This window comes from Vibrio sp. 10N.222.49.C9 (assembly GCF_041474985.1).
In the GTDB taxonomy this organism is placed as follows: domain Bacteria; phylum Pseudomonadota; class Gammaproteobacteria; order Enterobacterales; family Vibrionaceae; genus Vibrio; species Vibrio crassostreae_C.
The window spans coordinates 1-547 of record NZ_JBFRVD010000532.1; the positions used below are offsets into that span (position 1 = coordinate 1).

The following is a 547-nucleotide window of genomic DNA, read 5'->3' on the forward strand; positions in this document are numbered from 1 at the left end:
GTTGGTAGTGGTGATGAGGTTATTACAACACCACGCACATTTTTAGCTTCCGCTTCGTCAATTGTTACTTCAGGCGCAAGCCCTGTATTCGCTGATGAGGACCTTAATAGCCAGAACATAACAGCTCAATCAATTGAAGCTGTTTTAACGCCTAACACAAAAGCGGTAATTGTGGTGCATCTCGCAGGCATGCCTGCAGAGATGGACGACATTATGGCGCTTTCTAAGAAGCATGGCTTTTATGTGATTGAAGATTGTGCTCAGGCTCATGGTGCTAAATATAAAGGCAAGAGTGTTGGCACAATAGGTCATATTGGTGCATGGTCTTTCTGCCAGGATAAAATCATGACCACAGGTGGTGAGGGCGGCATGGTGACCACGAATGATAAAGCTCTGTGGTCAAAGATGTGGTCTTATAAGGATCACGGGAAGAGTTTTGATGCTATCTATAACCGTGAACACCCGCCTGGCTTCAGATGGCTACATGAAAGTTTTGGTACCAACTGGCGAATGACAGAAATGCAGGCTGTTATTGGTCGTATTCAGT

The 547-nt window shown here is 45.2% G+C and carries 1 protein-coding gene; it reads left to right on the forward strand.

Annotated elements, in window-relative coordinates:
* Positions 1-547 (forward strand): DegT/DnrJ/EryC1/StrS family aminotransferase (locus AB4585_RS24335; RefSeq protein WP_372171319.1); only part of this gene is annotated, 547 nt, incomplete at both ends.